Source organism: Ancylomarina sp. 16SWW S1-10-2, from assembly GCF_009669305.1.
GTDB lineage: Bacteria > Bacteroidota > Bacteroidia > Bacteroidales > Marinifilaceae > Ancylomarina.
Window position 1 is genome coordinate 174,878 of the sequence record NZ_SADB01000011.1, and the last position, 24,606, is coordinate 199,483.

A 24,606-nucleotide genomic window follows, 5' to 3' on the forward strand; every position below is an offset into this window, starting at 1 on the left:
GCATGGAAATATTACAAAGTTTCCTCGAAACATCACAGTTTCCAATATTCACGGCATTTATTTTGGGACTTATGACAGCCATAAGTCCCTGCCCTTTGGCAACTAACATTACAGCAATTGGCTTTATTAGTAAGGATATTGAAAGTCAACGTAAAGTATTTATAAATGGCTTAATTTATACTTTAGGTCGAGCAATTTCATATACCGCAATTGGTTTTCTTTTCTTTTTTGGTGCAAGCCAATTCGAATTCTCCGGCTACCTTCAGGAATGGGGTGAGAAATTATTGGGCCCTCTGCTTATTATTATTGGTTTGTTTATGTTAGGCGTTTTAAAACTCAAAATACCTGGTATTGGTTCGTTAACCGAAAAAATGGAGAACAAATCGAATAGCGGTTTTTGGGGTGTTCTTTTATTGGGTATCGTTTTTGCTTTGGCATTTTGCCCTTACAGCGGTGTCCTTTATTTTGGAATGCTAATGCCTATGACAATCAGCAGTGCAAGTGGTTTATATTTGCCCCTGTTTTTTGCCTTTGCCACAGGAATTCCAGTTATAATATTTGCTTGGCTTATTGCATTCAGTGTCGGTTCAATCGGTTCTATTTACAATAAACTGAAAAGTTTTGAAGTCTGGTTCCGACGCGTAGTTGCAGTCGTATTTATTTTGGTTGGACTGTATTATATTATTATGCTTTATTTTTAAAAAATTTATATTCTTAGTTCGTGTTTTAACGAACAAAGACAACATCAGAATCATGAATAAGTCGAATTCTATATTAAAGGACAAAGCTGAAACTACTGTCCTAACTATTGAAAAACCTGATGAAACAAATCAGTTAAGCAAAAAGAAAATTCGTTTGATAGCTTCGGTTGCAATTATATTACCACTTATAATTGCTCTGTATCATTATTTGCCAAACTTGGTAGATGTCTTCACTTTTGATTTATTAAAACTAAATCCGGAATCACATTTGGGTGAAGCAATCAATTTTTTCTTTTACGATACCATAAAAATCTTTATTCTACTTTTCCTAATCAGTAGTTTAATGGGCGTTATCAATGCTTATTTTCCAGTGGACAGGTTACGGGTTTATTTGACCACTAAAAAGATGTATGGTCTACAATATCTATTTGCTTCATTCTTTGGTGCTGTGACTCCCTTTTGTTCTTGTTCATCTATTCCATTATTCATTGGCTTTGTAAAAGGAGGTATTCCTTTGGGCGTAACCTTTGCCTATTTAATAACCTCTCCTTTGGTTAATGAAGTTGCAGTAGCTATGTTTTTAGGCTTATTTGGATTTAAAGCCACAATTATTTATGCTGGAACTGGTGTTTTAATGGGTATGATTGGTGGCTTTTTCTTGGGTAAACTTAAGCTTGACAAATACCTAAGCGATTGGGTACGTGAAATACAGGATAATGCCATACAAGAACATGAAGAATGGGATGGCGAAAATTTATCCTTTTTAGACCGCCTACCAACAATTATTAAAGATGGATGGGGTATTGTTCGAAAAGTACTTTTGTACGTGATTATTGGAATTGCAATTGGAGCGGCCATGCATGGCTATGTTCCTGAAAATTTCTTTACAGAATATCTATCTGCCGATAAATGGTATGCCGTACCTCTTGCAGTAATTTTTGCAGTACCAATGTATGCAAATGCCGCAGGTATCGTCCCTGTCATCCAAGTATTTGTAGCTAAAGGTGTACCACTAGGAACAGCCATTGCTTTTATGATGGCAGTAGTAGGCCTATCATTGCCTGAGGCAACTCTACTTAAGAAAGTAATGAAGTGGAAAATGATCGGTATTTTCTTTGGTACCATCACCGTGTTCATTATTATGCTTGGCTATTTATTCAACCTCATACTTTGAGACTGAGAAAATGGATATCCTACTCATGGTACTTGTTATTATGACACTTGTTTTTTCATGACTATGATGGAGCTGTACTAAAAAAGGATTTTTTATAGAAAGCCCCAATTGCCGCACAAACAATTCGTGAGGTAATTGGGGTTCTTTACTGTATTTTATTAAAGCTTTAACTCTAGGCTTTGTTGGTCGTAATCACAAAGATAATGAGTGGTTCGTCTGTCGTATTTTGTACCGAATGAAAACCATCTTTACTAACTGCTGTGATGTTTCCTTTGGTTATTTTCTGGGTTCTTATTTCTCCATCAACACCAGCTTTATCAGAATACTCACCTTCGCCATGCATTACCACATATACTTCCTCTTCGTTTCTTGGTCCGTGATCGTGAAATCCAGCCTGATCGTTCTTATTCAAAAAGACCATAAAGCAACCAATACGGTTATTAATGAGCTCATCGACATCGAACATTTGCAATAGGTAAACAACACCTTCTCCACCATACATGGGCTGACGGGTATCAACGCGAACTACCGAGCGCTTATCTTTTCCAAAAGGAATAACACTTAAATCGATGTACTGAGACACCTTCTCAATAACTTGATTGGCTTCAAGAATTTCCATACTTCTTTATTTATTTTATATCGTTTATTACTTCTTTACAGATATTAAGTGGATATCGAAAACTAAGACAGAACCACCTGGAATTCCATTTGTATTATAACCTCCATAACCTAAATGAGCAGGAACCAACAAAGTGCCTTTTCCACCCTCTTTAAAATAGGTGATACCTTCGGTCCAACCTTTAATAACTCTTTTCAATGGAAATGAGATACCGTTCTCACTACTCTCGTCGAAAACTTCTCCACTTAAATAATGACCTATGTAAGCTACTTGAACAGTCGATGCACTTGTGGGTTTCACGCCTTCTCCTGCCTCATCGATTGTATAATACAAGCCAGATTCACACTTTACTGCTTCCAGTTTATTTGTTTTTATATAATCGGTAATTTGCTTCTCGTTTATAAGCGAATAATCTTTCTCTGGCACACTTGAACAAGAAACTAAAAAGGCAAATACGATGGCTAATAAGCTATACTTCATTTTTATCAATTTGATTGAAAAACAAATATAATAAAATGTAGAGATCTTGGCTATTATTCTTGTGATTGCCGCTCACCCGATTCAACACGAAACAAAAACGGAATTTTGTGTGACAGTAGAGTGGTATATAAAGTTTAAGATGAATTAAATACACGAAACTCATTGGCAACAAATTACAAATCAGCGAAAGTTGGGTAAAAACTTTTATCAGTTTACATTTCAATATATTTAATATTTTACGCTATTATATTACCTTTAACGTCCAGTTAATTAGGTCTAAAAATAAATATATAATCATGAACAAACTACAATTATTTGCCGCTATTGCCACTATGGGAATCTGTACTTACGGATGCAATACAAAACCAAGTAAAGTGAGTGGGGCAAATGACATAAATACAGAAAAGACAACACCTACTTCTGTTAAAACATTTGATAATGATCTAATTATGCAATCGGCTTTGGATGGTAAAATTGAGGTTGTGAAAGATGCTTTGAGTAAGGGTTTTAATGCAAACACCACAGATCCTAATAAACGTACACCACTGATGCTAGCTGCTTATAATGGACACAACGAAATTGTAAAACTATTAATTGACAACGGGGCTGATGTTAATTTAACAGATAACGTAAATAGAACGGCATTAATGTTTGCATCTACAGGTTTGTTTGCTCCCACAGTAACTACCTTATTAGAAGCAGGATCTAAACCGAACATGATAGATAGTGAACAAAATTGGACTGCTGCAATGATGGCTGCTTCCGAAGGTCAACTTGAAGTGCTTAAAGTTTTAGTAGCGCACGGAGCAGATCTAAAAATGCTAGATATTGATGGAGAATCATCACTTGATTTTGCCAATTCGAATGGACATCCTGCTGTTGCTCAGTATATAAAAACACAACTTAAATAGGAAAACATTAAAGAGAGATCTACATTTTGAGAATGTATTTCTAAATTTTAGAAGGAAAAGCCCAATACTAATAATATTAGTATTGGGTTTTATTTTTTATTGAAGCCACAAGTCATATACTTAAGGCATTAGTGATAATTCTATAAAACTAAGATCAACAAAAAAGTGCTGTTATTCCTTTTAAAAGAAGTAACAGCACTTATATTTTTAGCAAGAGCATGCAACTATGCCTGAATTAACCTATCCAATTTTTCTCTCAATTCAATTTCTGGAATTACTCCCATCGACTTCTCAAGAATTTCCGTTTTTTTGATAAAAAGCAAGGTCGGAATACTACCAATTCCATACTTTGTTCTCAAGTCTGGGAATTTATGAACATCAACTTTTTGAATATCTACTGTACCTTCGTACTCGCCAGCCAATTTTTCTACTGTTGGCATTAACGCCTGGCAAGGTGGACAAGTGTCAGCATAAAAATCTAACATGATTGCTTTGTTTTCTTTCAATAAGTTCTCTAATTCTGTAGCACTTTTAATTGTTCTCATATTTCAAGTTTTTAATTTTATTCTTTCTTTATCTAACAATACAAAGGTGAGGAGAATCTAAAGCTTAGTAGTTGGCTAAAGTTCCCGAAAATTTGACAATTATTCCTTTCTATTTCAGAACAGCTAATTTTAAACGAATGAGTTGATAATTTATCAAATTCCTCTATAAAAAAAGAACACCTCATATTAAACATATTCGACTGCAAGTATGCGACTTATGCCACGAAACCCTATTTTAACAAATTACAATCTTGTTGCATATAAAGTTTCTTTCATGATTTATAACCCAACACTTACAATTCTGGTTTAGTCTTCATTATTTCACCCCAAATCACAGACATGCGGAAGACATAAAAACGAATTTTAAAATCATTTTAAGAAGATTAAAATGTAACTATCTTTAAAATCCCCTACTAATAAGTGTAATCAAAATTGAAACATTGAAAAAAGAAGATCAATTTAATCAGATACTATCGGAAAATAGTGAACGCATACAAAGGATATGCCGCTACTATAATTCGAATACCGAAGATCAGAAAGATATGTACCAAGAGGTTTTGGTAAATATTTGGAAGAGCCTGGATAATTTCAGAGGCAATTCGGCTATCAGCACTTGGGTGTACAGGGTTGCGGTAAACACATCGTTAAGCTTTACGGGTAAAACCTACAAGCAAATGAAACTTATAGTGAGCACCGATACGCAAAACCTCTCCTCCATTCTCGACGACGAAGGCTTGAAAAACAAGCAAAAAGAGGAAAGTCAGTTTAACCTACTGCAAAACGAGCTGAATATGCTCTCGGTTATCGACAAAGCACTTATATCGCTAATGCTCGAAGGACTAAGTATGAAAGAAATTGCTGACGTTATCGGTATAAACGAACCAAACGTTAAGGTGAAAATACACAGAATAAAAGCACAACTTAAAACAAAACTGACAGGAGGTAATCATGAACTTTAAAAAAACAAACGGTAATAACAATCTCACACAATTGGTAGGGGAACTTCAAAAAGAAGATATTAGATACGCCAAATTAAGTAAGAGATTTCAGATTTTTTATTGGGCTCTAATACCACTATATTCAATATTATCAATAATAGACTATACCGAATCCAATAATATTTATGACCTAATGGGGAGTCTTTGTTTTGTGATCACTTTAGCCCTATTTGCTATCTTCTTCGGAAAATTTCATAAAGAATATAAGTATGTCGATTACGCCTTGCCAACACTTAAAATGTTAAAAAAAGCAGCAAGCCGATATCAATTTTTTCAACTGAAAAAAATAAGCTTACTCATTGCCATTCTAATTATGGATGCGGGTTTATGCTTGAAAACTTCTCTAGATTTTTCTGTATTGGATGTTCAAATCTATTTTTTAGGCATTATGCTTGTAGCCGTTCTTATTGGCTTGATTATTTGGCACTTTAAACGCAAACCTCTTCGCGATAACGCACTTAGATTGATTGCCGAAATTGAAGGTGAATAAAATACAAGCTCGCTTTATAAAACAAATGCCCAAACCATAAAGGTTTGGGCATTGTTATTTCTAACTCATAAAAGTTAGTATTAAGCTTTCGTTTCTTTAGCAATATGGCTAGCCTCACGAAGTAACTGTTCACTAACCTCTGCAATATTGTATATTAAAGCGAGTTTTTGACGCTCTACACCTTTTTCGCAGGAGTCGAGTCGGCTCGATAATTCATCCAAAAAACTATGCAATCCAATAGATGGATCACAAGCTTTATTCTCATTTAATGCTTTTACTGCTTTGAGCAAAACCATTTCAATTTGATGAAACATATCCTGTTGTTCTTTACTAATATAGTTGGTCGTATCTTTATGAGCTCCCAATGCCGATAGATAAGAGAGTAAGGCATGATTAAGATAAGTTAATGAGAACGCATGTTTCTGAAACTTTTGTTGCTTTTTAGGTTCCAACTTCATACTCTTCCATGCTAAAACTAAAGCATTATCCGCCAAATTTGCCTTATGTCGAGCTATACGATAATTTAAATCATCTGCTTGATGCTCCTGATATTCCGATAGAATCATGCTGAAATAAGTTACATTTTTATCCAAAGCTGATATCAACAATCCAGATAGGTGTTTTTGTTGCCAATCGGGCCATAAAAAACGAACAGCTGCAATAGCCAATAAAGCTCCTATTAATGTATCGATAATTCGAGGTTCTAAAATAGCTAAACCTTTACCCGCTAATAGATTAAAGGCCGCAATTACAAAAATGGTAATAAAAATAACTGAAACCGCATAGTTCTTTCGCAACCAAACACAAAAAGCATAACCCGATACAAGCATCAAAACTGTCTGTCCGGCCATAGTTGGCATTATTTGGGCAATAAGCACGCCCACAAGTACACCTGTTAAGGTTCCTAATACTCTCTGAAATAAGCGCCTTCGGGTTTCACTATAGCTTGGCTGACACACAAATAAACTCGTAAGTAAAATCCATTCACCTTTATCAATATTAAAACCAATCATAAGCATATAACCAACCAGAAAACAAGCGCTCAATCGAATCGCATAGCGCAAACGAGGATGCTTCCAACTTAACTGTTCTGTAAAACGTTCCCATAAAGATCGATGATCTCTGTCCACACGTGGAAGTAAGCCCGTTTCAACATTAAAATTCAAATTCTGTAGAGAAATATGTGACTGAGTTAAATTTTTCAACAAAAGAGACAAATTATTCGTTTCATGTTTAGATATCTGCCTCTTAACTTTATTTTTCAGGGCTGATATAGTCCATTTAAGTGCAACTGGATGTTGATAACTACTCCCTGTTAGCATGCTTTTTGAAAGCTGATGACAGGCTTGTGATAATTGCAATAAAAGCTGTCCTAATCCTTCCAGCATTTCATGATTATCAGTATCCTCACTCAATAAATCGTAACGTTCGTGGCTCGAAGCAGCTCTTTCATGAAGACTCTGCAACAATAAAAATTGATGCAGATAGGGACTAAGCGGAGTCTGATCTTTCAAAGCATCAGCATAGGAATTCAAAACATTTTTACAACGTTCAAGGGAATTAATCACTTGAATATTTTGAAGAGATAATCGGTTAATTAATTTTTCCTGCACCTTAGCTTCACTGGGGAAAAGTTCCGATTTTTTTTTCATGTATAAAGATAAATCCTCGAATCCCTGAGCTAATTGTTCTTCCAACAAACGCCAAGGACGATAGGCAAGCAAGGATAAAGAAAGGATACCATAACACAAACCTCCTGCAGGTAATAAAAGAGGTTGCCAGTACCAAGGGATACTTGCATCTCCTCCTAGCATCGTGTAAATAGCCACCAATAAAGCCCCAAACGTAACACCTCTATATCGTTCTCCAAGTCCTCCCAATATAATAAAGGTAAGAGTAGAGCCAACTAATCCCACACTAAATAAAATAGGAAAAGGGCGTAATAGTTCTACAGATGCACTTGAAATGGCAAAACTGATAAGCGTAAGAATTAATGCTTTTATTCTTCCTTTAGGATGATCATCGGTTTCCGATAAGCCTGCAGCCAAAGCTCCTAAGGCCAGAGTAACACCAAAAAACGGAAGGTTGAGGGCAACAAATGGAATCACCAAAACAGCCACAGCAATTGCAACCTTTAAGGCAAACAGACGGTTAGGGTAACGCCAAAATGTACTTACCCAAAACTCCTGCAATTCTCTGACTTTCAAACTCTTTTTTATCACTAATCCCATTTTAAACAATTAAATCTTAATAATGGCTCAAAGGTAACAGAACAAATCGAATACATTGGAAGGTCTAATCCAAATTATCACGACACATCTCAAAAGCAAGAAAATCAATAAGAGTAATCGGTAAAAACAAAACTCGATTATGCCAATTATAGAGATTTTGTAATCTCCATGAATCCTTTCCTTAGCATCTTATTTAATAAACAAAAATGTATTAAACCAAAACAAACTAACATAAGCAAGGCAGCATTATTAACCTTTACAAATAAATCATCTAAGATGATATGCTAAATATAATAATTGATTTTTTCGTAAGCCTGAAAAAATAGACTCCAAAACCGATGAGTAAGTATTAACAGATAATCTTAAAATATCAATTAAAGCGTACAAGAATAAAATTCTTTCACCCATTTTCATCTATTGCTTAACAAAACACAATTATCTATTTATCTAAATGAATACCAACCATTTCCCTTTTGGTTAAATCAATGGATTTCCAAAATAAATTAAAGACTGATTCGTCTTTTAAATCCATATAAATAGCTTATTTTTATTACGTCTAAATACAAATTAAAGCAAGACAATGTATATTATCTCCAAAATAAATTGAGATATAAAACCATCTAATAAACGCTCACTTAGAGTAAATAGATTAACCAGATAAAAAAATGAACACCAACTTTTCTGAATACATTAAGGCTTTCGAAAAAACGCTAAAGTCTGCTTTTCACGATCGAGAAGACATCAACAAATTTAGTTCACAACGAGGCTTACCTCCTTTAGCAATGAGAGAAGTCATGTCCACTAACCCTTTATCTGTAGCTATTCCCGAGAATTATGGAGGCAGAGGTGTTAAGGTTAAAGAATGTTTAGGCATACTCGCTTCATCAGCATACGAATCGCTACCCTTATCGCTCACATTTGGAATAAACATAGGTCTTTTTTTAGAGCCTGTTGCTAAATATGCCAATGAGATTGTGAAAAAGGATATTTTTCAACGCTTTTTAAACAAGCAAAATATGGGTGGCTTAATGATTACTGAGCCAGAATATGGAAGTGGCGCTCTAAATATGCAAACTTCTTATACCGAAGAAAATGACAAATTTCACATTAAAGGAACCAAGCATTGGCAAGGTTTAACAGGTTTGGCTGATTATTGGCTTATTACATCGCGCCAACAAAATTCTGATGGAAGATTGGGACGAGATATTGATTTTTTTATTTGTGATGTGACCCAGAAAAACCAAAAAGTTGTTGTTGAAGAATACTATGACAATCTTGGCTTGTACATGATTCCTTACGGTAAAAATAAATTGGATTTACAAATTCCTAAAAACTTCAAATTGGAACCAGAAACCACTGGAATTAAAATGATGCTTGATATTCTACACCGAAGTAGAATGCAATTTCCAGGAATGGGACTCGGTTTTGTTAAAAGAATGATGGATGAAGCTCTTGATCAATGCAAAAATAGAATCGTTGCTGGTAAAAGTTTAATTTCTTACGATCAAGTCCAATTTCAGATCTCTAAAATTCAAAGTGCTTTTACAATTTGTTCTGCCTTTTGTTCAAGAAGTAGCGAGAAAAGTGGCATTGAAAATAATTTAGCCAATGACGGTATTGAGGCAAATAGCGTAAAAACAATAGTTACTGACTTAATGCAAGAAGCCGCCCAAACACTCGTGCAGTTATCTGGTGCAAAAGGATATCGCCTCAGCCATATAGGTGGTAGAGGTATTGTTGATAGTCGCCCTTTCCAAATTTTTGAAGGAGCCAATGAAATGCTCTACACTCAAATTTCGGAAATGGTTATTAAAATAATGAAAAGGAAAAAAGCATTTAACTTATTCCAATTTCTAAAGGATTTTGATCTTACTAGTAAAGCATCGGAATATCTAAAAAAACAAACTGACTTTTCTTTAAATACAGAACTACCTCAACGAAAATTAGTTGATTTAGGTCGAGCAATTTCTCGAGTTGTTTCGGCAGGACTTGTTATTGATTTGGGTGAAAAAGGCTTCCGAAAAGATCTAATCGATAATTGTTTAGATTCATTGCAACAAGATATTAGTAATATGATTTTCTCTTATCACAACAATACTAAAATTAACAGTATTCCCGATTACCAAGATGGAAGTTCTTGGCTAGAATTTTCTTAATATCAGACAACTAAAATAATAACAAGAGGTCGTTTAGAATTTAATTCTAAACGGCCTTTTTTTTTAGTCCGTTACTCTTCCAACCTGATCTATTTTTTCATCAAGCTACAATTCAAATTTACTCAAACAGCTAATTCGTAGATAAAAATCCCTCATTCGTTGATTCCTTTTTAGAATAGAAACAAAATCTCATTCCTTAGCATCAAATTAATAAACGAAAACTTAAGCATATGAAACTAAAGTGGATTTTTATAAGCATATTAGCATTGGTAGTTGGCACTTCAGCATGTAGTGACGATGATGATTCAATAACTGATGGAGAAACGACGAGTGAAAACCTCCCAAATATCACTGGTTATCCTATTGTTGGAACAAATCAAACTACAGCTTTCAACAACACAACAAATATTTCAACTCCGAGTGATGGAGATTATTTTTATGGTCAAAATGCCAATTACCAGGGTAACACACCTCAATATGTCGACAATGGAGATGGAACTGTAACAGATATGGTAACAGGACTAATGTGGCAAAACACACTCGATCATAATGGTGATGGAGACATCAATTACGATGATAAATTATCTTATTCTGATATATTAGCTCTTGCTAGTGAAGTAACTACTGGAGATTATACTGATTGGCGTGTACCTACAATAAAAGAACAATACTCTTTAATGATGTTCAGTGGTCGCGACATTAGTGGCTACGAAGGAACTTCGACCGAAGATTTAATACCTTTTATTAATACCGATTTTTTCGGATATAATTATGGTGACCTCGATGCAGGTGAACGCTTAATCGATGTGCAATGTGCCTCAACAAATCTATCGGTAGGTAGTGATATCGAAATGGTTTTTGGAGTCAATTTTGCTGACGGACGCATAAAAGGTTACGGAACTACAATGATGGGACAAGACAAAGTATTTAATTACTTAATGGTTCGTGGAAACACAAGTTATGGTGAAAATAATTTTTCAGACAATAGCGACGGCACCATTACCGATGCAGCAACAGAATTAATGTGGATGCAAGATGACAGTGGTGAAGGTATGAATTGGCAAGAAGCTCTTACTTATGCCGAGAATTTCGAATTTGCTGGAAAATCAGACTGGCGTTTACCAAGTGCAAAAGAATTGCAAAGTATCGTAGATTATTCTCGTTCTCCACAAACAACTAGTTCTGCTGCTATCGATCCTCTTTTTAACTGCACACCAATAACAAACGAAGCTGGAGAGGTTGATTATCCTTTTTACTGGACAGGAACCACACACGCAACTTTGGGTGATGATAATAATGGTGGTTGGGGAGCCTATGTTGCTTTCGGTCGTGCCATGGGTAACGAGTCTATGCCTGCAGGACCTCCAGCAGGAGATGGAATAAATCCACCAACTGGAGATGGACAAGGACCTCCTCCTGCAGATGGTAACGATTCATCTTCCGAAACAATTAACTGGACAGATGTTCACGGTGCTGGTGCTCAGCGAAGCGATCCAAAATCTGGTGATCCAAGCGAATTTTCAGAAGGTCACGGACCTCAAGGCGATGCAGTACGTATTTACAACTTTGTACGACTTGTCCGCAATAATTAATAAAAAAATAGGAATACTCACAAATAAAATCACATAGTTATGAAAATCAATTTCAAAAAAACGATATCATTAATAATCATTTCAGCATCGATCATGATAGCCGGAAACTTTGCCCAAGCACAACAAGGAGGACAACAAGGACCTCCTCCAGTTCCTACTACTGCAGAAATACAGGATATGGTGAATGACATAACCGAAACACTTGATTTAACGGACGAAAAAAGTGATGAACTGTTAGGTCTGTATAAATCTCATATCAAAGAAGTAAAATCATTGATGAAATCAAGACCTAAAAGAGAAAAGATGGAATCATTAGAATCGGAATTTGAAAAGGATGTTGAAGCAATTTTAACAAGCGATCAACAAAAACTTTATAAAGCTTACGTGAAAAAACAAAAAAGTTCAAGAAAAAAACGCTAGAACTTCTCCTTACACTAAACTACAAAAACCAGAACTTCCATCAATTGGATATTCTGGTTTTTTATACCTACAGACAACTGGGAAACAATTACTTAGACGAATAATCTTCCCTCCTGCAACTAAAAATCCCCCTTTTGTTGATAAAATTTGCCAGTTTATTGATTCATCTTCCCCAAAACCATAAAATTTCGTTCCTTTACTATTATCAATTTACATCGTAACAAAAAGAGAAAGTTATGTCAATAGAAAGTATAGATGGATGTATCGGTTGCGGAATTTGTGTTAAAACATGTCCAACAGACGTTATTCGTATGGATCCGGTAACAAATAAAGCCATTATTAAATATCCTGCTGATTGTCAGATCTGCCATTTATGCAGAATGTATTGCCCCGTAGATGCCATTACAATTTCTCCGGAAAAATCGATACCAGTAATAGTTTCATGGGGATGATTATGGAAAATCGAATTAGACTATATAACGGTATAGCTGCAGCAGCTATATTTTTAGGATTACCAATTTTATTTTTTGTCTTGGGAGATTTCCCCGAAAGAAGTATTCTTAAGAATGGACTTTCACTGCTTACCATCATTGCCTTTTGCATGATGTTAGCCCAATTCTATTTGGCTCGCAGCAACAAGAATATTCTAAAGGCTCATAAAATGGGTAAAATTGTTAAATACCATAAATTTATTGGTTATACATTTATCGCCATCCTGTTTTTTCATCCATTTTTAATTATGCTACCAAGATATTTTGAAGCTGGAGTAGATCCAATAGATGCCTTTACTACCATCATAACAACATTTGATAGCACTGGCGTGATATTAGGAATAATTGCTTGGTGTTTAATGCTAGTGATAGGAATAAGTTCATTAATAAGAAACAATATGGGGATGACTTACAAAACTTGGAGAGTTTTTCATGGCATTTTATCCATAGCTTTTCTGGTTATTGCTTCCTGGCATGTTATTGATTTGGGAAGACACATCAACTCTAGCATGACAATATACATCATCATTTTAGCGGGAATTGGCATATTATTACTCTTGAAAACCTACTTTATAAAATCATCAAAACCATCGGGAGAAACCAAATGAGTAAGATAAATAACTCAAACGAAATGAGCCGTCGCAAATTCATGGGATTAGCAGGCGGAGCATTAGGAATGGCAGCAATCGCTTCAATGGGAGTTGCTGGTTGGGCTGCCAATAAACTTGAAATTGATCCAGAAGCTTTAGAATACCTTGAAAACGAAACAGATGTTTTGATTATTGGAGGTGGAATGGCTGGTTTATTTGCGGCCGTAAAAGCTCACGATGCTGGAGCAAAAACCTTGATGGTATCCAAAGGACGATTAGGTTCATCAGGAGAAACACCTTTTGCAAAAGGCATATTTGCTTACGATCCTAGCACTACAGAAATGAGCCTCGACGAATTTACCGATGGCGTTTCTCGTTCTGCAATAGGAACCAATAATCCTATTTACACACGCCAAATGGCCGAACATTCGCTCGATAGAGTAAACGAATTGAGGGAGTGGGGATTTTTTGACTCTGCATTGTACAACAAATCATTCAGCAAGCCAATAGAAGAAAGAAATATCGATTTGCTAGAACGCATTGTTATTACTAATTTAATTAAAGAAAACGGCAAAATTTGCGGTGCTGCGGGTTTTAGCCTCGATGAAGAAAAGGTTTATATTTTTAAAGCCAAAAGTGTTGTATTATGTACCGGTGCTGGAGGTTTTAAACCTAATGGTTTTCCCATTTGTGATTTGACTCACGACGGAACCATTATGGCTTACAATATTGGAGCCAAAGTAACAGGTAAGGAATGGAACGATGGTCATCCGGGACAAGCAACAAATTCTGCAGCCTGTTTTGACGGCTGGCACGGTATGTTTGAACGCGTACCATCGGTTGAAAGCGTTGGGATTCGTCACGATTTAGGTGTTGACCTAAACTACATGGCTTACACAAATGGAAATCCTGTGCAAATGGGACCTCCTGGTGCTAGTGAAAGTAAAAAAGTTGTTGGTGGCCCTTACGTACCTGCAGAATTTAGCCAAAGAGGACCTGATAAACACGATGATGGTCCTAAGGATGGTCCTAAAGATGGAAAACATCCACGCGGTGGCAAACCTGGTGAAGGTGGTAAAGATGGCGAAGCTGGATCTCCTCCGGGAATGGGTGGAGTCAGTGTAGGTGGATCTTCAGCAGGAATGGCTATACACAAATCAGAAGGCCTTGTTCCCATCAACGATAAATGTGAATCGACCATTCCAGGCTTATTTGCGGCTGGTGATGCTTTGGGTTCATATATGGCTGGAGCTATTTACACTCAAATTGGATCGTCTTTAGCTGGATCTGCCGTTCAGGGAGGAATAGCTGGTAAAGCTGCTGCCGAATATTCTGCAGATAAAAAGATACCTAATATTTCTAAAACTAAAATCAAGGAAATAAAAGAGGAAATGCTTGCTCCTTTGCATCGTACAGAAGGCTACAGTCCTGCTTGGGTAACGCAAACACTACAAGGAATCATGATTCCTAACTTTATTATTTATATTAAAAAGGAAGGACTCCTAAAAGCAGCATTAGCGTATATCGAAGAATTAAGAGACCATCATATTCCAATGCTTAAAGCCGCAGATTTACATGAACTTAGGTTAGCACACGAGACGGTGAATATGATTACCACTGCTGAAATGAAACTAAAAGCATCCATTTTGAGAACAGAAAGTCGTTGCAGCCATTATCGTTTAGACTATCCTGAAACAGATAAAGAAAACTGGCAAGCATGGATCAATATTTTTAAAGGTGAAGATGGACGTATGAAATTTGAAAAACAAGCTTTTGATAGCTGGCCTGCATCAGGTAAACCTCTTGAATATATCTAAAATATAAGTGGTTAATTATATTTAAACGCCTAAAATCTCTACTCCTACTCTTACAGCGGGAATAGAGATTTTTTTTAGCTTTAAAAAATTACAAAAGCCAAGTTTATGCTTTATTCGTTGATAAAATCGCACTAACCGTTGAATATATTTCAATCTTTACAATCTATTTGCTTCCTTTATTACACTAAATTCAACAAAAAGAATACTTATACGACATATCTTTACAAAACAAGCCAACATAACATGATACTAACACAAAAAAGAAGTGAAAATATAGTCTATGCACTACTTTGGGCCATGGTTATATCTCTTCCCGTTTTTACTTTAAAAGGTAGCGAAGAGTTCAACTGGAACCGAGTAATTTTTGAATGGATACGCACACTTCCTTTCTTACTGATTTTTCTCGTAAATAATAGTTTATTGGCTCCTAAATTATTACTTAAGAAAAAACACATTTGGTATTTCACTTCCATATCAGTAATTGTTATTTTATTTTCAGTCTTTAATGATTTAAGCAGAATTCTTCATGAATTTCTATTTCAAGAAATTGGACAACATGGCAACTCAATTCGTCCCAGTGGACCAATGTTACAAGGAAGACCAATGATGCAAGGAGGTGCAGTAGAAGGATTTCAAGGCCCTCCAAATATGGGACCTGAAGCTAACAAACCCTTCAGCTTTCTCATCTTCGAAAACATAATTATTTCATTTTTAGTTGTTGGATTTAATAATGCCATAAAACTAGGAATCAGCAAACAAAAAGAGGATTTAGAACGCGAAGAAAAAGAGAAAATACATCTAAAAACAGAGCTATCTTTTTTGCGTCAACAAATTAGTCCACACTTTTTCATGAATACACTTAATAATATTCATGCTTTAATCGAAATGGACCAAGTTCAAGCTCAAAAATCGGTTATTGAATTGTCAAAATTAATGCGCTACTTACTCAATGAATCGAAAGAAGGGATAGCAACAATCAAAAATGAATTCGAATTTTTGAACTCTTACATCGATCTGATGCGTATTCGTTATTCCGACAAGGTTAAGATCAACATCGATCTTAAATTTACAAATGAATCGATCAAAATACCATCCTTACTTTTCATTTCCCTAGTGGAAAATGCATTTAAATACGGCGTTAGTTATTCGCAAGACTCTTACATTTCTATTAATACGAAACAAGATAAAGACCACTTATATTTCGAAATAAAAAACAGTATATCAAGCAAGTCTAAAATAGAAAAAGGAACCGGTGTTGGTTTAGTAAATCTAAAAAAACAGCTAGATATTTTATTCCAAGAACAACATACTTTTGAAATAAACGAGAATGAAAATGAATATCAGGTAAAACTCATTATACCCTTACGAAATGATTAACTGTATAGCCATAGACGACGAGCCATTAGCTCTAAAACAAATATCAAATTATATAGAAAAGACCGCTTTCCTTAATCTGCAGTCAAGTTTCGACAACGCGATGGATGCCTTGCAATTTATTGCAGAAAATAAGGTCGATCTTATTTTCTTGGACATTCACATGCCCGATTTAAACGGGATGGATATGGCTAAATCACTTGAAACAGGACCAAAAATTATTTTCACAACTGCTTACAGTGAATACGCTATAGATGGCTTTAAAGTAAACGCATTAGACTATATTTTAAAACCACTCGACTATGCAACATTTTTAAAAGCTGCGCTAAAAGCTCAAACCCATTTCGATCAAATTCAAACAAAACCCGACGACCTTCAAGTAAGTCCAGATCACTTGTTCATTAAATCGGAATATAAGATTATCAGAATTGAAATCAAAAACATTCTTTATATAGAAGGAATGAGAGAATACGTACGTATACATCTTGAAAATGCCAAACCACTGATGACACTTCTAAGTATGAAAAAAATTGAGCAAAAACTGCCCGATTCATCTTTTATGAGAGTGCATCGATCCTACATCGTTAACCTCAATAAAATTTCCACAATAGAACGAAACAGAATCATTTTCGATGATGTTTACATTCCAATTAGTGATCAATACAAAGAGAAATTTCAAAAATACATTGATAACAATTTCTTGATTTAATTAAGCTATTTATAACGCTTACGATATCAATTTACACATTATATCGCCTACTGAATAAACTTTTCAGAGGGCATTTTTTATATAAGAGACTTCCATATACGAGTCAACTTCCCAAACAAGCATAAGATCTCAATCAACAACAAAGAAAAAACCAGTTCGTTGATGAAATACCTGCATTCGTTGATTCCTTTTTAAAAATAGTTCATTTAGCAATAGTTTTGATCATATCAATCAAAAACGAGGCGCATATGAACACACATTCTTTTGAAAGTATTACGCTAAGTGAAATGGATAAGGTTAAGTTAATGAACAGAACTGATCAAAAGTATTGGTTTAACAGTAACTCCCTTTCTAATTTACTTGAAATGGTGAAAGAAGATTATTTTCTTTTGCACATTAAAGAACAAAATCAATTGCCGTATGCGACAACTTATTTTGATACTGAGAATAACAAAATGTTTTCGGCACATCACAATGGCAAATTAAATCGCTTTAAAATCAGAAAACGAAGCTATGTCAATTCAGGCATTAGTTTTCTAGAGATTAAATTCAAAAGCAACAAAGGACGAACCATTAAAAAACGAATTCCTAGCACAGATAAACATTTCATATTCACTGATGAGGAATCTCAATTTATCGATACAAACACACCATTTAAGACAAGTGAATTAAGACCATCCTTAGGTAATAAATTTACACGTTTAACATTGGTTAATAAAAATTTCAAGGAGAGATGCACCATCGATATAAACATTGAGTTTGAGGTGGAAAATAAAATTGTCCCTCTTGACAATTTGGTTATTGTAGAAATCAAGTCGGATGGGAAATCAACAGCTTCGCCACTCGCTTTAGCTTTACGCGAAAAAAGAATTAAGACCAGCGGTTTTAGCAAATATTGCGTTGGTAGAAGCGTAACCGATCCACTCCTAAAGAAGAATGCATTTAAACCCAAAATAAGAAGCATCGAAAAAGTTACACACACACATATTTATATCTAATCAAAAAAAACATGCTCGATCTATTACAAATTTCAGATACAATTACCAATACAGCTCCAGCTTTAACAGGCTGGGAAGAACAGTTTCGATTTTTAGGAATCAAACTAATTAATGTTGGTGATTTTACCGAACTCATTGTCCGATTTGCCTTTAACACTTTTCTTCTTTTCTTGGTAACACATTGCATGTACGCAAAGAATAGCAGTCGAAAAGATTTCTACTTCAGCTACCTTGCTATTGGTGTCATCGTATTTTTACTATGCTTCCTACTTAACAGCGTAAAACTTGAACTTGGTTTTGCACTTGGACTATTCGCCATATTTGGAATCATTCGCTACCGTACCGATGCCATTCCTATTAAGGAAATGACCTACTTGTTTATTATCATCGGTATATCTGTAATGAATGCACTTTCGAACAAAAAAGTTAGTTATTCTGAACTTATACTTACCAACACGTTGATTGTAGCTGGTCTTTGGTTTTTAGAGAAAAAACTGATGTTAAAACAAGAGAAGTCGATCAAACTAATTTATGAGAAAATTGAAAATATTCACAAAAATAAACATGAAGAAATGTTACGCGATTTTCAAGAAAGAACAGGCATCAATATCTGTCGATACGAAATTGAAAAGATCGATTTTCTAAGAGATGTAGCAGAAATAACCCTTTACTATAATGTAAATGGACAGCCTACAGACAAACACCTAAACTAGAAAGTATGAAAATGCAAATTAAAAATACCCATTACCTCATTTTACTTATACTGCTAGTTGCAACATCAGCAAAAGCACAAGAAGTTGAAAATGAATTTCAAACTAGAACTTCGGTCACACTAAGTACAAAACTGCTTAAAAACCTAAAAGTAAGTATTAGTCCTGAATTACGATTCGATGAAAATTTCGCTTTAGACAAATCACTTTTGGAAGGAAATATTTCCTATAAATTAATTAAGAATCTGTCCTTGGGAGCCGGATTACGTTTTTATGCAAACAAAAGAGAAACTAAAAGTACCGAATACTATAATCGTTATTTACTAAGTGCTAAGTATGACAGATCATTTGGCAGATTTGAACCATCCTTAAAAATAAGCTATACCAACTTCTCCGATGATGACTCGGATAATAATATGTTACGCTATAAGGCTGCAGTAAAATACAACATTCGCAAAAGCAAGTTTACACCTTTTATAGGTTTAGAAGCTTTTCAAGAAACAAGTGGCAGTGATTTATACAAAATGCGCTATTTCGTTGGCACAGATTACAAAATATGCAAGAAAAATTACATTGAGGCTTCATATAAATTCGACTATTTTCAGAACGAATTTAAAAACAAACACATTGTAAATATTGGCTACAAACTGAAATTTTAAACTAAACATTATGAAACTAAAATATCTATACCTACTGGCATTATTAATAGGAATAACATGTGCTTGTCGCGATGATGACGCCATTGAAGACACCAAAGAAGGAACAACTGAAGAAGAAGTTATTGTTAACACCGAAACTTATCCTGATTGGACAGATGCCACTCACAGTAAAAATGCTGATTTAAACTACTCAGTTGTATTCAATCAAAACGAAGTATTACGATTTGATATCGTAATAGACTCAGATGATTGGTCTGATATGCAATCGGATTTATCTTCTAATTTAGGAGGTAATTCAGGAAGACCTGGACAATCAAGTACTACTGATTTCGATCCAATTTGGGTGCCTTGTTCCTTTAACTTTAACGATACAGAATGGTATCATGTTGGTATTCGTTACAAAGGCAACTCAAGCTTAAGTACTGCTTATCAGCAAGGCAATAATAAGCTTTCTTTTAAACTTGATTTCGATGAGTTCGAAGACGATTACCCTTCTTTAAAGAACCAACGCTTTTATGGTTTCAAGCAACTCAATCTTAATAACAATTACGACGATTCTTCATTGATGCGCGAAAAAGTGGGTGCCGATTTATTTCGTCAATTCGGCTTAGCATCAGCTCAAACAACTTTCTGTGTTATATATATCGACAATGGTTCGGGATCGCAATACTATGGTGTTTACGCTTTAGTCGAAGAAGTTGATGATACTGTATTGGAAACACAATTTACTGATGACTCGGGAAACTTGTACAAGCCAGATGGTGACGCTGCCTCTTTTGCAAACAACACATTTAATGAGGGCGAAATGGAAAAGAAAAGCAACGAAGATGAAGGTGATTACACAGATGTAAAAGCATTGTACACCATTATTAACAGTAGCGACAGAACAAACAATACAACCGAATGGAAAACCAATTTGGAAGAGGTATTTAATGTAGATGGATTCTTGAAATGGTTGGCAGCCAATACTGTCATTCAAAATTGGGATACATATGGTAATATGACACACAACTATTTTTTATATAACGATCCAGCCACAAGTAAATTAACGTGGATTCCTTGGGACAATAATGAAGCCCTACAATATGGAAAAGCATATGGTTCACTAAGTCTTTCTTTAGACGAAGTTAGTTCTTCGTGGCCTTTGATCAGCTACTTGATTGATGATGCCGATTACAAACAAGTGTACGAAGATTACTTACTTCAATTTGTAAACGAAGTGTTTATTCCTGCACAACTTAGCGAGACTTACACAACTTATTACAATTTAATTAAAGACTATGCTTACGCTGAAGAGTCGGGATATACTTACATTTCATACGATTCTGAATTCGACCAGGCAGTAGAAACGCTTAAAACACACGCTCAAGAAAGAAGCGATGCTGTAAATAGTTATCTTAATTAAATATTCATGACAATAAGAACCAAATTCGTATATATGTTATTTCTATCGCTGCCCTTCATTTCTTACACACGAAATGCAAACAAAGAATAGTTATAACTAGAACCATTTTATAAATAAACTAAAGGTGGAGATGCTGATGTAAAATCAGTTCTCCACCTTTTTAATACTTGACAATTTTCAGCACAAAAAGCCCTAAATATATCTGGCAAGGCTCCTTAACTGACCGATTTTAAAAAAAACCACAAAAAGAAATAGAAATAAATATCTCTATGTAAAATACATAGAGTAGCTATTATATACCACTAAGTGGTTAAATTTGAATAAGCACACCTTGAAAAGTGCGTTAATCATCAGGCTATATAAAAGTTAAATGGTCTAGAAAATATTATATTTACATTTGTTTTTTTCATTTTCATTCAATACGTTTACGTAATTGCAATAAATACAGTAAGCTATTATTCTACTCGTTGTAAAAGCAAACATCGTATCAGATATTTACTAAATCCTAAAGATTAATTTTATTCATAATTTAAGATGGAGAGAAAAGTGGGTGAGAGTGAAGTGAAAAAGATCTCAAAATTACAGGATAAAGATATTTACAAAGACATTATCGATTTTGCACCAATTGGGTTCTACCAAACAACAAGAGGAGGCGAAATTACAATGGTTAATGAAAAATTTGCCTCATTATTTGGTTATAAACAAAAGGAAGAGTTGCTTTCAAAAAACATTGCTGATTTCTATTTTGATAGAAATGAACGCGAAAGAATAATTGCAAAATTTGATGTTCAACCTAGTCCTAAAAGCAAAAATGCAGAAATAAAATTCAAAAAAAAGGATGGTACTCCGATATGGATTTTACTGACTGCTCGAGCAATTAAAAACGAAGAGAATATCACAATAAATTATGATGGATATATTGTTGATATCTCGATACAAAAAGAAGCCCAAAATCGTCAAGCTGAAAGTGAATTACAATTAGAAGCATACGTTAATTCAAGTTCGAGCATGATTTACATTAAGGATGAAAATCAGAAATACCTGAAAGCAAATAAGAGTATTTGTAATTTTCTGAACAAAACAGAGAATGAAATAAGACACAAAAGTGACGAAGAAATTTTTGAAAACCCATTTGGCAAAGACTTTGGTTGCTCCGATAAAAAAGCAATTATAGAAAATGAGAAAAATCATGAGATCAAACAATTGGGTGATCAAATTTTAGAAATTACTAAAATTCCACTTCAAATTGGCAATAAAAATCAAACTGCTGGCATAATACGAAACATAACAGAGCAAAAAAAACAAGAAAATATACAGCAATTTTTGTACGAAATATCAGAATTGTCATTTAGCGACAACTCGCTCTCAGATTATCTTGGCAAAATTCATCAAGAAATAAAAAAATTCATAAGCGCTGAAAATTTTTACATCGCTTTATACGATTCTTCAACTGAACAATACGCCTTTCCCTATCACATTGACGCCATTACTGAATACCCCGAGAATTACATCAGTAAGCTAGAAGGTAGCTTAACCAATTTGGTTCGTGAAACCCGAAAAGGAAAAATTATAGTAGGTGAAGCACAAGAGCAAGTGTATTCTAATAGTAATGCCAAAGTTATTGAAGAACCTTCTGCAGCATGGATGGGCGCTCCCATCATCAACAAACTAACAGAAGAAATTATTGGAGTTATTGCCGTTCAAGACTATTCTAACTTGAATGCCTACACCGAATCTGAACTTAAAGTACTAGAAATTATAGCCCATAACATAGGCATATTCATAAAAAGAGTAGAGTATGTTGAGCTTCTTGAAATAGCAAAAAAGAAAGCTGAAGAAAGTAATGAAGTCTACCATTCCCTTTTTAATAAAAATGCTTCAGTCATGATATTGGTAGACGATATCAATGGAAAAATTGTTGATGCAAACCAATCGGCTAGTGACTTTTATGGTTATTCGAAAAAAAAGATGTGCACTTTATCTATTCCAGATATTAGTATCGATAACAAAAAATCAATACTGGACGAAATAACTAAAACAAAGCAAAAAAGAAAATTTCGTAGTGAACACAAACACAAACTTTCGAATGGAAAGATAGTTGATGTTGAAGTGTTTAGTGGTGAAATTATCTTAAATGGAAAATCATTAATATATTCTATTATTAATGATATTAGTCACCGAAAAAAAGCGGAATATGAGATACACCGACTAAATTCTGCAATTGATCAAAGTCTTTCTCCAATAGCCCAGATAGACCTAAATGGAAAAATTATTTACGCAAACCCAGGCTATTGCAATACGTCTGGATATACACATCAAGAACTGATAGGACAACCTACCAGCATCCATAAATCAGGTATAACGCCTTTAAAGGCCTACAAAAACCTTTGGGACACCATTTCGTCGGGAAAAGTGTGGAAAGATGAAATAACAAACAAAAAAAAGAATGGTGAGCTATATGTAGAAGAGGTTGTTATTACGCCTGTATATAATAAAGAGAGGGAACTTCTAAGCTATATTAAGGTTTCCAGAGATATTACTGATGATTTAAAAATAAAAAACGAATTAATTAAAGCCAAAGAGAAAGCAGAAGAAAGTGATCGACTAAAATCAGCCTTTCTAATGAATGTGAGTCATGAAATTAGAACACCGATGAATGGGATTTTAGGATTTACAGACCTATTGCAAGATGCCAATATAAATGGCGAAGAAAAAAATGAGTTCATCAATATAATTAAACAGTGTGGCGAAAGGCTACTCCGTACAGTAAACGATTTAATTGATATTTCGATGATTGAATCAGCCCAAGTAAAAATCTCGAAAACAAAATTAAACATTACAGAACAAATACAGGATTTGTATTTATTTTTTAAGCCCGAGGCAGAACAAAAAGGGATACAGCTAGAATTTATTAATAAAGCTGAAAATAAAGGTATCGACATGGTAACAGATAAAACAAAATTTGTTTCTATTCTTACCAACTTGATTAAAAATGCCATTAAATACTCAAATAAAGGCATTATAAAAATTGATTTTGAGTGCATGCAAGAAGAAGATTCTATTCGATTTTCTGTAAAAGACCAAGGTATAGGTATTGCCCATGATAAACTCGATCGTATTTTTAACAGATTTGAACAAGAAGATATTGAGACTTCAAAAATTTATGAAGGATCGGGAGTTGGTTTATCCATAGCAAAAGGCTACGTAGAAGCTCTAGGTGGAAAAATATGGGTTGAATCGGAAAAAAACAAAGGCTCAAACTTCCAATTCACTTTACCTCTAAATTCTTAAACTCAAACAGAATAGCGTCCCATAGTTCCTGCAGATATTATTTTTGATGCAGATTCAAGGTATCGCTCCTACGGAGCTTAAAAAAAGGAAACAAACCATTCCTCCTTGCTACCATACTGACGTTCCTAACGAAACTATAAAAGAGAACCGTAGCTCCTGCAGATATGCTATCTACAGGTACAGAGTTGGGGATTTATAATCCCCTCGTTCATGAAGCATGTTAATAATTTCCTATTCTAAAGATA

Annotated in this window: 22 protein-coding genes; 18 read left to right on the plus strand and 4 right to left on the minus strand. The window is 34.6% G+C overall.

The genetic code is table 11. From position 1 onward, the window contains the following. Window positions 1-2: 2 nt before the first annotated feature. Together EMN46_RS11280 and EMN46_RS11285 are read left to right on the plus strand one after the other, a co-directional pair. A complete protein-coding gene (locus tag EMN46_RS11280; RefSeq protein WP_154200908.1) occupies window positions 3-701 on the plus strand; it encodes an aromatic aminobenezylarsenical efflux permease ArsG family transporter in 699 nt (232 codons plus the stop codon). A gap of 52 nt (window positions 702-753) precedes the next feature. After that, window positions 754-1,875: a permease gene (locus EMN46_RS11285; RefSeq protein WP_154200909.1), complete on the plus strand. Its 1,122-nt coding sequence runs from the start codon at window positions 754-756 to the stop codon at window positions 1,873-1,875. Between the two features lie 172 nt (window positions 1,876-2,047). Here the strand turns inward: EMN46_RS11285 and EMN46_RS11290 are convergent, their stop codons facing one another. Further along, on the minus strand, window positions 2,048-2,494 hold the full coding sequence (locus tag EMN46_RS11290) for a hypothetical protein (RefSeq protein ID WP_154200910.1): 447 nt from the start codon (window positions 2,492-2,494) through the stop codon (window positions 2,048-2,050). Window positions 2,495-2,521: 27 nt separating this feature from the next. Next, the gene (locus tag EMN46_RS11295; RefSeq protein WP_154200911.1) at window positions 2,522-2,974 is read right to left on the minus strand and encodes an FKBP-type peptidyl-prolyl cis-trans isomerase; all 453 of its coding nucleotides are present in this window, start codon (window positions 2,972-2,974) and stop codon (window positions 2,522-2,524) included. A 296-nt stretch (window positions 2,975-3,270) separates the two neighbouring features. On the opposite strand from EMN46_RS11295, the gene EMN46_RS11300 reads away from it, so the two are divergent. Continuing rightward, complete coding sequence (locus tag EMN46_RS11300) at window positions 3,271-3,885, plus strand: ankyrin repeat domain-containing protein (RefSeq protein ID WP_154200912.1); 615 nt, start codon at window positions 3,271-3,273, stop codon at window positions 3,883-3,885. A 224-nt stretch (window positions 3,886-4,109) separates the two neighbouring features. On the opposite strand, the gene EMN46_RS11305 is transcribed toward EMN46_RS11300, so the two are convergent. Further along, on the minus strand, window positions 4,110-4,430 hold the full coding sequence (locus EMN46_RS11305) for a co-chaperone YbbN (RefSeq protein WP_154200913.1): 321 nt from the start codon (window positions 4,428-4,430) through the stop codon (window positions 4,110-4,112). 440 nt (window positions 4,431-4,870) lie between these two features. On the opposite strand from EMN46_RS11305, the gene EMN46_RS11310 reads away from it, so the two are divergent. Next, a complete protein-coding gene (locus tag EMN46_RS11310; RefSeq protein WP_154200914.1) occupies window positions 4,871-5,389 on the plus strand; it encodes an RNA polymerase sigma factor in 519 nt (172 codons plus the stop codon). Beyond that, window positions 5,379-5,918, plus strand: coding sequence for a hypothetical protein (locus EMN46_RS11315; RefSeq protein ID WP_154200915.1), 540 nt, complete (start codon window positions 5,379-5,381; stop codon window positions 5,916-5,918). The genes EMN46_RS11310 and EMN46_RS11315 overlap by 11 nt, the downstream gene beginning before the upstream one ends. Window positions 5,919-5,998: 80 nt before the next feature. On the opposite strand, the gene yccS is transcribed toward EMN46_RS11315, so the two are convergent. Beyond that, window positions 5,999-8,149 (minus strand): YccS family putative transporter, encoded by a 2,151-nt coding sequence (gene yccS / locus EMN46_RS11320; RefSeq protein WP_154200916.1) that lies wholly within the window; start codon window positions 8,147-8,149, stop codon window positions 5,999-6,001. A gap of 665 nt (window positions 8,150-8,814) precedes the next feature. On the opposite strand from yccS, the gene EMN46_RS11325 reads away from it, so the two are divergent. The 13 genes from EMN46_RS11325 (at window position 8,815) to EMN46_RS11385 (ending at window position 24,361) form a co-directional block, all read left to right on the plus strand. After that, a complete protein-coding gene (locus tag EMN46_RS11325; protein WP_154200917.1) occupies window positions 8,815-10,305 on the plus strand; it encodes an acyl-CoA dehydrogenase family protein in 1,491 nt (496 codons plus the stop codon). A gap of 230 nt (window positions 10,306-10,535) precedes the next feature. Next, a complete protein-coding gene (locus EMN46_RS11330) occupies window positions 10,536-11,897 on the plus strand; it encodes a DUF1566 domain-containing protein (protein WP_154200918.1) in 1,362 nt (453 codons plus the stop codon). A 39-nt stretch (window positions 11,898-11,936) separates the two neighbouring features. Further along, window positions 11,937-12,317, plus strand: a complete 381-nt coding sequence (locus EMN46_RS11335) for a hypothetical protein (protein WP_154200919.1) — start codon at window positions 11,937-11,939, stop codon at window positions 12,315-12,317. A 236-nt stretch (window positions 12,318-12,553) separates the two neighbouring features. After that, window positions 12,554-12,769: a ferredoxin family protein gene (locus tag EMN46_RS11340; RefSeq protein ID WP_154200920.1), complete on the plus strand. Its 216-nt coding sequence runs from the start codon at window positions 12,554-12,556 to the stop codon at window positions 12,767-12,769. Window positions 12,770-12,771: 2 nt separating this feature from the next. Then, complete coding sequence (locus EMN46_RS11345; RefSeq protein ID WP_154200921.1) at window positions 12,772-13,416, plus strand: ferric reductase-like transmembrane domain-containing protein; 645 nt, start codon at window positions 12,772-12,774, stop codon at window positions 13,414-13,416. After that, complete coding sequence (locus EMN46_RS11350) at window positions 13,413-15,215, plus strand: FAD-binding protein (protein WP_154200922.1); 1,803 nt, start codon at window positions 13,413-13,415, stop codon at window positions 15,213-15,215. Before EMN46_RS11345 ends, EMN46_RS11350 begins: the two co-directional genes overlap by 4 nt. Window positions 15,216-15,458: 243 nt before the next feature. Then, window positions 15,459-16,592, plus strand: coding sequence for a sensor histidine kinase (locus EMN46_RS11355; protein ID WP_154200923.1), 1,134 nt, complete (start codon window positions 15,459-15,461; stop codon window positions 16,590-16,592). Next, a complete protein-coding gene (locus EMN46_RS11360; protein WP_154200924.1) occupies window positions 16,585-17,298 on the plus strand; it encodes a LytTR family DNA-binding domain-containing protein in 714 nt (237 codons plus the stop codon). Before EMN46_RS11355 ends, EMN46_RS11360 begins: the two co-directional genes overlap by 8 nt. A gap of 248 nt (window positions 17,299-17,546) precedes the next feature. After that, window positions 17,547-18,296 carry a polyphosphate polymerase domain-containing protein gene (locus EMN46_RS11365; RefSeq protein ID WP_154200925.1) on the plus strand — a complete coding sequence of 250 codons (750 nt, stop codon included), beginning with the start codon at window positions 17,547-17,549 and terminating at the stop codon, window positions 18,294-18,296. A gap of 11 nt (window positions 18,297-18,307) precedes the next feature. Next, complete coding sequence (locus EMN46_RS11370) at window positions 18,308-19,009, plus strand: DUF4956 domain-containing protein (protein WP_154200926.1); 702 nt, start codon at window positions 18,308-18,310, stop codon at window positions 19,007-19,009. 5 nt (window positions 19,010-19,014) lie between these two features. Next, on the plus strand, window positions 19,015-19,665 hold the full coding sequence (locus tag EMN46_RS11375; protein WP_154200927.1) for a DUF2490 domain-containing protein: 651 nt from the start codon (window positions 19,015-19,017) through the stop codon (window positions 19,663-19,665). A 10-nt stretch (window positions 19,666-19,675) separates the two neighbouring features. After that, complete coding sequence (locus tag EMN46_RS11380; RefSeq protein ID WP_154200928.1) at window positions 19,676-21,070, plus strand: CotH kinase family protein; 1,395 nt, start codon at window positions 19,676-19,678, stop codon at window positions 21,068-21,070. Window positions 21,071-21,604: 534 nt separating this feature from the next. Further along, window positions 21,605-24,361 carry a PAS domain S-box protein gene (locus EMN46_RS11385; protein ID WP_154200929.1) on the plus strand — a complete coding sequence of 919 codons (2,757 nt, stop codon included), beginning with the start codon at window positions 21,605-21,607 and terminating at the stop codon, window positions 24,359-24,361. The last annotated feature ends 245 nt before the right edge of the window (window positions 24,362-24,606 follow it).

Bases quoted from the DNA above. Each gene is read 5' to 3' on its own strand.
- EMN46_RS11280 (WP_154200908.1), top strand. From the start codon at position 3: ATGGAAATATTACAAAGTTTCCTCGAAACATCACAGTTTCCAATATTC.
- EMN46_RS11285 (WP_154200909.1), top strand. From the start codon at position 754: ATGAATAAGTCGAATTCTATATTAAAGGACAAAGCTGAAACTACTGTC.
- EMN46_RS11290 (WP_154200910.1), bottom strand. From the start codon at position 2,494: ATGGAAATTCTTGAAGCCAATCAAGTTATTGAGAAGGTGTCTCAGTAC.
- EMN46_RS11295 (WP_154200911.1), bottom strand. From the start codon at position 2,974: ATGAAGTATAGCTTATTAGCCATCGTATTTGCCTTTTTAGTTTCTTGT.
- EMN46_RS11300 (WP_154200912.1), top strand. From the start codon at position 3,271: ATGAACAAACTACAATTATTTGCCGCTATTGCCACTATGGGAATCTGT.
- EMN46_RS11305 (WP_154200913.1), bottom strand. From the start codon at position 4,430: ATGAGAACAATTAAAAGTGCTACAGAATTAGAGAACTTATTGAAAGAA.
- EMN46_RS11315 (WP_154200915.1), top strand. From the start codon at position 5,379: ATGAACTTTAAAAAAACAAACGGTAATAACAATCTCACACAATTGGTA.
- yccS (WP_154200916.1), bottom strand. From the start codon at position 8,149: ATGGGATTAGTGATAAAAAAGAGTTTGAAAGTCAGAGAATTGCAGGAG.
- EMN46_RS11325 (WP_154200917.1), top strand. From the start codon at position 8,815: ATGAACACCAACTTTTCTGAATACATTAAGGCTTTCGAAAAAACGCTA.
- EMN46_RS11330 (WP_154200918.1), top strand. From the start codon at position 10,536: ATGAAACTAAAGTGGATTTTTATAAGCATATTAGCATTGGTAGTTGGC.
- EMN46_RS11335 (WP_154200919.1), top strand. From the start codon at position 11,937: ATGAAAATCAATTTCAAAAAAACGATATCATTAATAATCATTTCAGCA.
- EMN46_RS11340 (WP_154200920.1), top strand. From the start codon at position 12,554: ATGTCAATAGAAAGTATAGATGGATGTATCGGTTGCGGAATTTGTGTT.
- EMN46_RS11345 (WP_154200921.1), top strand. From the start codon at position 12,772: ATGGAAAATCGAATTAGACTATATAACGGTATAGCTGCAGCAGCTATA.
- EMN46_RS11350 (WP_154200922.1), top strand. From the start codon at position 13,413: ATGAGTAAGATAAATAACTCAAACGAAATGAGCCGTCGCAAATTCATG.
- EMN46_RS11355 (WP_154200923.1), top strand. From the start codon at position 15,459: ATGATACTAACACAAAAAAGAAGTGAAAATATAGTCTATGCACTACTT.
- EMN46_RS11360 (WP_154200924.1), top strand. From the start codon at position 16,585: ATGATTAACTGTATAGCCATAGACGACGAGCCATTAGCTCTAAAACAA.
- EMN46_RS11365 (WP_154200925.1), top strand. From the start codon at position 17,547: ATGAACACACATTCTTTTGAAAGTATTACGCTAAGTGAAATGGATAAG.
- EMN46_RS11370 (WP_154200926.1), top strand. From the start codon at position 18,308: ATGCTCGATCTATTACAAATTTCAGATACAATTACCAATACAGCTCCA.
- EMN46_RS11375 (WP_154200927.1), top strand. From the start codon at position 19,015: ATGAAAATGCAAATTAAAAATACCCATTACCTCATTTTACTTATACTG.
- EMN46_RS11380 (WP_154200928.1), top strand. From the start codon at position 19,676: ATGAAACTAAAATATCTATACCTACTGGCATTATTAATAGGAATAACA.
- EMN46_RS11385 (WP_154200929.1), top strand. From the start codon at position 21,605: ATGGAGAGAAAAGTGGGTGAGAGTGAAGTGAAAAAGATCTCAAAATTA.